Below are 2,548 nucleotides of genomic sequence, written 5' to 3'. Positions count from 1 at the left end.
CGGCTGCCGGCGCGTTGGCTGAAGTACCCGTTCATCCAGTTCCATCGAACTCCCCCTACACCGAACGGTTTACGTATCAGAACCCCGATCAGCTGCAAGCCTGTCGCGCAGACTTTTCGGCCGGATATCGGGCCAGTTCTGTTCGATGTAGTCCAGACAGGCGCCGCGGTCTGCTTCGCCGTAAACCACGCGCCAGCCGGCTGGAACATCAGCGAAAGTCGGCCACAGGCTGTGTTGCTCCTCGTCGTTCACCAAGACGTAAAAGCTGCCGTTGTCGTCGTCGAAAGGATTGGTGCTCACGACCCTCCAGACATCTTGTCGATATGAGTGAAACCGTTGCACACCCTACTGAAGCTCACAGCTTGGGTCCGGCGTTTCGGCAAAGTTCCTGGTGTGTGGTACCGCGCAACTCAGCAAGAGCGGCTCAGCCATTGGTTCTCGGCACAGGTGTGAGAGGCCAGCGGCGAATTCGACTCCGTGACGTTTCGCAATTGACCAGGTAGAAGCGCCTTGTGGACCGTGTTCTCGTTGCTCGTCGGGACCTCGAGCGGTCACCGGCTCCCTCGCGTGGTATGCCCTGCCCGGGAACAGCGATGGCCAGGTGTCCAAGAAGCGCTAGCAATCATGGTACAGCTGCCAGCGACGACATCGAGACGGGCGTAGTTCGGTATCGCTCAGCCGCTGGCACATGGAGTCGGTCCGGCGTTCGTGAGATCGCCTAACTCTGGTGATAACAAGTCCGCTGCAGCCCACGCCGGCGGCCCTGGTTACATATGATCTCCGCCTACAGAAAAAACGGAATGGCGCTAAACCCTAATATCAGGAAGGGCAAAAGCTACAAGCTCACGTCCAATCCGTTCATCGTTCAACGCCGCCATCAATCGCCCGTCATTGCTGGTTGTGTTTGGCAGTCGGAACCAATCGTGTTGTGCGAATAGATCCCATCGCGCCGACGGTGAATCACAGTGCCAGCCCCCACCTGCGATACCCAGCTGGTCACGATAGTTCGTTCGATGCGTGGAATTCCTCCCCCTGTCCGATTGCATCGACTCTAACCGTTCGACGCCGACCTTGCCCAAGGTTCCTGACCATCGCCAACTTCGTTACGTTCCCGCCACCATTACGGCGAACCACACCAACGACCACCGGCATCTGGCCAAGCCAGCTGGCTTGCCGACTACGGCCCGCTTCTTCGCCCACGGCAATCGGTAGCTGACAAGCCAACCCCGCCGACCGCAAAGCCACGATGGTCAAGATGCGCGCTGCGCAAACCGATGTCGGCCTTGGTGTACTAGCATCGGTGCGCCAACCGATGGGGAGGGACACATGCCTGAGAACGCAGCAGCAGCAACAGGAACGGTGGGCGACGTGCGAACGATGTACGAGGCCTATCCATACCCGAGTCCCACCGTGGGCGATTCTCTGATTCCCGACGTCGCGAACAGCTTGTTCACGATCTTCGGTGAGGATGATTTGTCCGGCAAAAAGATTCTGGACGCCGGTTGCGGCACCGGCCAGCGGCTTCTGGCAGTGGCTCGGCGATATCCCAAAGCGCAGTTCGTAGGGCTCGATATGACAGAAGCCTCACTCGCAGTTGCCGAAGCCCTCAGTAAGCGACACGGCATTCGCAATGTTGAATTTTGCAGATCCGAACTTCTGAATTTCAACCATGTGTACGCATTCGACGTCATAATGTCAATTGGCGTAGTACATCACCTGGAGGATCCGAGCACCGGAATTAAACATCTCGCATCGCTACTCAGTGAGAGTGGAATTCTGATTCTGTGGCTGTACCATTCGCTGGGCGAGCACCAAAGATTACTCGATAGAGAAACCCTTCTGACGCTCTGGAACCGCGCCGAGGGGTTCGACGCGGGCCTGCAAGTGCTGAAGGACTTAGGAGTAAATCTCGAGGTGATGCAATATGGTAGCTCCGCTGCACAGGCAAAAACTTCCGAAGTCAGCCAGGTCAGTATTGATGTGGACGCCTACCTTCATCCGATCGTCAATGCATATCGGTTCGAGGAGATCGTCGGCATGCTCCGCGATTGTCCAGGAATAGATTGGGCGGCAGTCAATAACATAAACTTGCTCAATTCCAGCAAGTTGATCGACCTCAACGAAGTAGAAACCGGCGACATGCGGTACCTGTGCCAGGCCACAGAAGACCTTTTCGCAGCCGACTCGCTGAGGCGGCGGTTTCGGGCGCTAGAGCCTCTGAAGAAGCTGCGGGTCCTGGAGAATCAACTCAAGCCGACAGGCTTCACAGTCCTCGGTGGTCGTGGTGACGCTCCCCAGCATCTCTCAAATCGAGTGCGGTCGAACGCAATTCCCCTTTAGTCGAGCGCAATGCCACGACGTCAAGACACCTTGCCCAGGTAAGCCACATCAATTCCGAAGGCGGGGAGAGCGGGTTGATTGCCCCTTGATTGATGCGGACACCTGACTGATAGAACCGCTGGTCGTGCTAAGCCGTCACCGAGCGATTTGCGAGTTGCGCGAGCCGCGCTCAGCGGCGGTGTTCCCGCCGCTGAGCCGCTCGGACTGT

Annotated in this window: 2 protein-coding genes; one reads left to right on the top strand and one right to left on the bottom strand. The window is 57.5% G+C overall.

The window, feature by feature from the left end; translation table 11 throughout:
- Positions 1–69: 69 nt before the first annotated feature.
- A complete protein-coding gene (locus AU188_RS03070) occupies positions 70–300 on the bottom strand; it encodes an MbtH family protein (RefSeq protein ID WP_059162178.1) in 231 nt (76 codons plus the stop codon).
- A gap of 1,026 nt (positions 301–1,326) precedes the next feature.
- On the opposite strand from AU188_RS03070, the gene AU188_RS03065 reads away from it, so the two are divergent.
- Positions 1,327–2,340: a class I SAM-dependent methyltransferase gene (locus tag AU188_RS03065; RefSeq protein WP_082686443.1), complete on the top strand. Its 1,014-nt coding sequence runs from the start codon at positions 1,327–1,329 to the stop codon at positions 2,338–2,340.
- Positions 2,341–2,548 lie beyond the last annotated feature (208 nt).

The sequence above is a fragment of the Mycobacterium sp. IS-3022 genome (assembly GCF_001500065.1).
Lineage (GTDB): Bacteria > Actinomycetota > Actinomycetes > Mycobacteriales > Mycobacteriaceae > Mycobacterium.
The sequence above is the reverse complement of the archived record's forward strand: the minus strand, read 5'-3'. Positions and strand labels throughout refer to the sequence as shown.

Coding starts and splice junctions, on each gene's coding strand:
- AU188_RS03065 (WP_082686443.1), top strand. CDS start 1,327: ATGCCTGAGAACGCAGCAGCAGCAACAGGAACGGTGGGCGACGTGCGA.